4 protein-coding genes are annotated in these 5,212 nt (G+C 73.7%); 2 read left to right on the forward strand and 2 right to left on the reverse strand.

Translation table 11 applies throughout. The annotated features are described in order from the left end of the window. The first annotated feature begins 141 nt into the window (after positions 1–141). Positions 142–1,419, forward strand: coding sequence for a DUF6986 family protein (locus ACFU99_RS32030; protein ID WP_384398697.1), 1,278 nt, complete (start codon positions 142–144; stop codon positions 1,417–1,419). A gap of 39 nt (positions 1,420–1,458) precedes the next feature. Here ACFU99_RS32030 and ACFU99_RS32035 read toward each other — a convergent pair whose 3' ends face one another. Together ACFU99_RS32035 and ACFU99_RS32040 are read right to left on the reverse strand one after the other, a co-directional pair. Next, complete coding sequence (locus ACFU99_RS32035) at positions 1,459–3,294, reverse strand: hypothetical protein (protein ID WP_384398703.1); 1,836 nt, start codon at positions 3,292–3,294, stop codon at positions 1,459–1,461. Between the two features lie 241 nt (positions 3,295–3,535). Next, complete coding sequence (locus ACFU99_RS32040; protein WP_384398699.1) at positions 3,536–4,573, reverse strand: LacI family DNA-binding transcriptional regulator; 1,038 nt, start codon at positions 4,571–4,573, stop codon at positions 3,536–3,538. A gap of 136 nt (positions 4,574–4,709) precedes the next feature. Here ACFU99_RS32040 and ACFU99_RS32045 point away from each other — a divergent pair. Continuing rightward, positions 4,710–5,212 (forward strand): ROK family protein (locus ACFU99_RS32045; RefSeq protein WP_384398701.1); only part of this gene is annotated, 503 nt, incomplete at its 3' end.

Raw genomic sequence — 5,212 nt, forward strand, 5'->3', positions numbered from 1 at the left:
GGGCCGTACGGACCGCCGCTTCGCGTCCCGCGCCCCGGGACCGGCTGTTGACCCCCGCAGGCCGTGCCGTTAGCTTCGCCCCACGGACCACGCACTTCCACAAAATGTTGATGTGGTGGACGGGCAGCGGGAGGACGCCGGATGGGGCAGCACAAGACGGTCGCGACCAGCCTGGGCAGGGCCGTGCGCGACGAGATCGACGCGTCCCTCGCCGAGACCGACGCGGACCTCGCCCGCCGCTATCCCGGCGACCCCGGCACCCGGCAGCCCGTCCACACCGTGTACGTCCCCGCCGACGCCTTCACCGCCGCGACCATACGTTCCTGGGGCGGCCGGGCCCTCGCGGCGCTCGACGCACACGCCCCCGACGCCGCGTCCCTCGCCGCCGTCCTCGGCATCCCCGACGAGCTCGCCGAGCCCGTGCACGAGCGCGTACGGGCCAAGCTGGAGCACGAACCCGTCGAAGACCTGCGCATCGACTTCGAGGACGGCTACGGCCCCCGCGACGACGCCGAGGAGGACGCCGACGCCGCCCGCGCCGCCGAACTCACCGCCGCCGCCTGCCAGGACGGCACCGCCGCCCCGTACATGGGCATCCGCATGAAGTGCATGGAGGCCGCCGTCCGGGACCGCGGCATCCGCACCCTCGACATCTTCCTCACCGGCCTGATGGACGCCGGCGGCCTCCCCGCGGGGCTCGTGCTGACCCTCCCCAAGGTCAGTGCGCCCGAGCAGGTCGCCGCCATGGCGCACCTGGCCGGGGAGTTCGAGAAGGCGCGCGGACTGGCCGCCGGCCGGATCGGGTTCGAGATCCAGATCGAGACGGCCCAGGCCGTCCTGGGCGCCGACGGGACCGCCACCGTCGCCCGCATGATCGACGCGGCCCAGGGACGCGCCACCGCGCTGCACTACGGCACCTACGACTACAGCGCGGCCTGCGGCATCAGCGCCGCCCACCAGTCCCTGGACCACCCGGCCGCCGACCACGCCAAGGCCGTCATGCAGACCGCCGCCGCGGGCACCGGGGTCCGGCTGTCCGACGGCTCCACCAACGTGCTGCCCGTCGGCCCCACCCGACAGGTCCACGACGCCTGGCGGCTGCACCACCGCCTCGTACGCCGATCCCTGGCCCGCGGCTACTACCAGGGCTGGGACATGCACCCCGGCCACCTGCCCAGCCGCTACGCGGCCGTCTACGCCTTCTACCGCGAGGGCCTGGAGCGGGCCGCCTCCCGCCTCGTCGCGTACACGCACCGCACGGGCGGCGACGTCCTGGACGAACCCGCCACCGCCCGCGCGCTCAGCGGCTACCTGCTGCGCGGACAGGACTGCGGCGCGGTCGGCGCGGGCGAGACGGCCCGGCTCACCGGTCTCACCCGGGCCGACCTCGAAGCCCTCGCGGGCCGGCCGAAGGCGTGATCCGGGCCTTCCGCATCCGGGCCTTCACCATCCGGGCCCTCATTCCCGGCGCGTCACCCGCCGTCGGCCGCGGTGCCGGAACAGCCGCGCCCGCTGCGAGAGCCTGCTGCGCATCCGCACCGTCACGGCGAAGGCCACCAGCAGAATCAGCACCCCCAGACTCGCCGCCTGCCACACCAGCGACTGGAGCACCGTCACGACTCCTATAAAGGCGAGCCCCAGCAGGAACACCATCTCGCGGAGTTCCTTCTTGAGCTGGTACGAGCGGCTGGAGCGGATACGGACCGTCGCCAGCCACTGCTCGCCCAGGCCCAGCCCCCACCACAGCCGCCGGTCCAGAAAGACCCACGGCAGGTCCGGGAACGTGCCCAGCGCGTCCAGGGAGCTCGGATAGCGGCTCGTCATGTCCCCGCCGTGCAGCTGCGTCCGCCGCTCCTGCACCTCCGAGCTGGTGCGGATTGCCTTCAGCTCCAGGGTCGGGACGATGCCCTCCCGGTCCGGGAACCCCTCGATCACCACGCTGTCCCCGCTCGCGACGCCCAGCAGCTCCAGCGTCATCTCGTCCAGCAGGCACACCTCGTGCTCGGCGCTCGCCCGGTCCCCGTCCTGCACCCGGCAGACGACGTAGTTGGGCGCCCCGAAGAAGAACCCCGTCCACCGGCTGCTGCCGTGCCGCACCTGCGCCGGGGCGACCGTGACGGCCTCGCCGGGCTCCAGGCCCAGCCCCACCCGCAGCGAGTGGTCGACCTGCATCGTCCGCGTGTCGTCGGCCGCGATGTCGGGCGCCACCACCACGCCGGCCAGCGCCCCGAGCCGCTCGTGCCGGGCCGTCGGCAACTGCGCGTTCTGCACCATCAGATGGGACGGGCCGCCCAGCTCCCGCGCGAGGCGCGCCGAGACGCGCACGACCCCGGCGCCACGCTGGTCGAAGAGGTTCGGCGTCCGGCACGCCGGATAGTGGTCGGCGGGCAGCTCGTTGAGCGGGTGGATGTCGTCGTAGACCGTGCTCGCCGGGGCCTCGGGCGCATACTCCTCCAGGCCCGAGAGGGCGGCGCGCTCCTCGTCCGCGAAGAGCCGGGTGCCCTTCTCGCACAAGTGCAGGTCCCCGCGGGCCGCCGCGCTGAACTCCTCCGGCGTGGAGCCGAACCAGTCCCGCAACTGCCGGGACTCCGAGATGAGTTCGGTCAGCAGCCGCCGCTCGCCCGGATGGTCGCGCGGCGCCCCGGAGCCGTCGTGCAGCACCCCGTACCGGTTCACGTACGCGTACATGCCGCCCAGCAGCTCGCCCGACGCCAGCTCCGCGCGGAACACGTCCCCCGGCAGTATCACCCGGTGGTACTCGCCGACCGGGTCGAAGATCCCCTCGCTCGCGTCGACGAGCTCCAACTGCGCCACGTCCAGCCAGGTCACGAAGAGGTCCATGGTGCGGCCCGGAGCGCGGTACGGCGACGAGGACACATAGCCCATGGGCGACACGTACGCGGACACCCCGACCCCGATCCCCGACACCCGCACCTTGGCCATCGGGATCGTCGCGGAGACGCCCGCGCCCTCCATCTTGTGGCACAGCTGCGCCGGACAGGCGTTGGAGCCGACCGAGAGCACGGGGAAGCGGTCGCCGACGAGCGTCTGGTTGGCGCTCATCAGCGCGTAGTTGAGCGGCACGGGCTCCTCGGCGCCGGGGTCGCCCCGGAACCCGCCGGGCGGCGGCTGCACCTGCCACTTGGCGAGCCGGCGGCCCGCCACCGGACGCAGCCGCAGCAGGCGGCGCTGGTGCAGCAGTCCGGACTCGGCGGGCCAGGCGCCGGGGTAGATCAGCGGATGTTCGCGGGGCGCCTCGGCGAGGCCGAGCGCTTCGAGCGTACGGTCGTCCACGGTGCTCCTGGTCGGTGAGGCGGTGTGAGACCGAGCTGGTACCGGAACCGAACGCCGAACGCGGCACCGCGTCCCGGTGGGGGAGAGATACCCAACTCGGCGTCGAAAGCGCGCTGTCGACGCCGAAGGTACTCCGGTCGTGGGATGCCGTGCGTGTCTCCCCGCCCCGTGCGACTACGACGCGCGGGGGCGTGCTACGAGCCTCGGGGCCCGGCTTCTGCCGCCGCGTGCCGGGTGCGCGCTACGCGTCTCGCGCCGGCGGGATCTCGCCCGAGCCGCGGGCGACAAGACGGGTCGGCAGGACCGTCTGCTGAGGCTCCTCCGCCGCCCCCTCCAGCCGCCGGAACAGCTGCTCGGCGGCCGTACGCCCGAGCCGCGCGGCGTCCTGGGCTATCACCGTGATCCCCAGCAGGTCGGCCAGCTCCAGATCGTCGAAGCCGACCAGCGCCACCGGCCGCGACCGCTCCGCCAGGACCCGCACGGCGGTCACGGTGACCCGATTGTTCCCCGCGAACACGGCCGTCACCGGCTCGGGCCCGGACAGCACCCGGTCGACCTCGGCCCGTACGTGCGCGGGGGCGGTCGGCCCCAGCGACACCCAGCTCTCCTCCACGGGCAGCCCCGCGTCGGCCATCGCGGTGCGGTAGCCGCGCAGCCGCTCGCTCGCGGTGTGGATGCGCGGCTGGTCGCCGACGAAGGCGATGCGGCGGTGGCCGTGGGCGATCAGGTGGGCGACCCCGTCGCGGGCGCCGCCCATGCTGTCGGAGAGCACGGCGTCGGCGTCGATCTTCCCGGCCGGGCGGTCCACGAAAACCGTGGCGACCCCGGCGGCGATCTCCGGCTCCAGATACCGGTGGTCGTCGCCGGCCGGGATGACCAGCAGGCCGTCGACCCGGCGGGCGCAGAAGGCGAGCGCCAGCTCCTGCTCGCGCTCGGGGTCCTCGGCGCTGGAGCCGTTGATGAGCAGCGCGCCATGGGACCGGGCGACCTCCTCGACGGCGCGGTTGAGCGGCGCGTAGAACGGGTCGGCGAGGTCTTCGAGCACCAGGCCGATCGAGGCCGTGCGGCCCTTGCGCAGAATGCGCGCGCTGTCGTTGCGGCGGAAGCCCAGGCCCGTGATGGCCTCCTGCACGCGCCGCTCGGTGTCGGGCGTCACCCCCGGCTCGCCGTTGACCACGCGGGACACGGTCTTCAGGCCCACGCCGGCGCGCGCGGCGACGTCCTTCATGGTCGGCCGGGCGCCGTAGCGGGGCTGCGGACTGCGGGGGGTGTCGGCCACGGTGACTCGTCCTGTCGTTGCTGCTGTACGTACGGGAGTGACGTCGAGCATAGAGCCTGGACAACGTTGTCAACTGTGGGGAGACTTGTCGCTCTGCAACTCTGCCCGCGCCTGTGGACCAGGAGACATCGCACCCATGCACACCGACCTCGTCGCCGCACTCGACATCGGCGGCACCAAAATAGCGGCCGCCCTGGTGGACGGGCGCGGGCAGCTGCTCGTACGCGCCCAGCGGCCCACCCCCGCCCGTGAGGACGGCGCGACGGTGATGCGCGTGGTGACCGCGGTGCTCGAAGAGCTCAAGGCGTCCGGCGGCTGGTCGCGGGTACGGGCCGTCGGCATCGGCAGCGCGGGCCCCGTCGACGCCTCCGACGGCACCGTCAGCCCGGTCAACGTGCCCGGCTGGCGCGGCTTCCCGCTGGTCGCGGAGGTCACGAAGACGGCCGGGCCCGTCCCCGTCGTGCTGGTCGGCGACGGGGTGGCGATGACGGCCGCCGAGCACTGGCAGGGCGCGGCCCGCGGTCATGACAACGCGCTGTGCATGGTGGTCTCCACCGGCGTCGGCGGCGGACTGGTGCTCAACGGCCGGCTGCACCCCGGCATCACCGGCAACGCGGGCCACATCGGCCACATCAGCGT

Source organism: Streptomyces sp. NPDC057654 (genome assembly GCF_042800135.1).
In the GTDB taxonomy this organism is placed as follows: Bacteria; Actinomycetota; Actinomycetes; order Streptomycetales; family Streptomycetaceae; genus Streptomyces.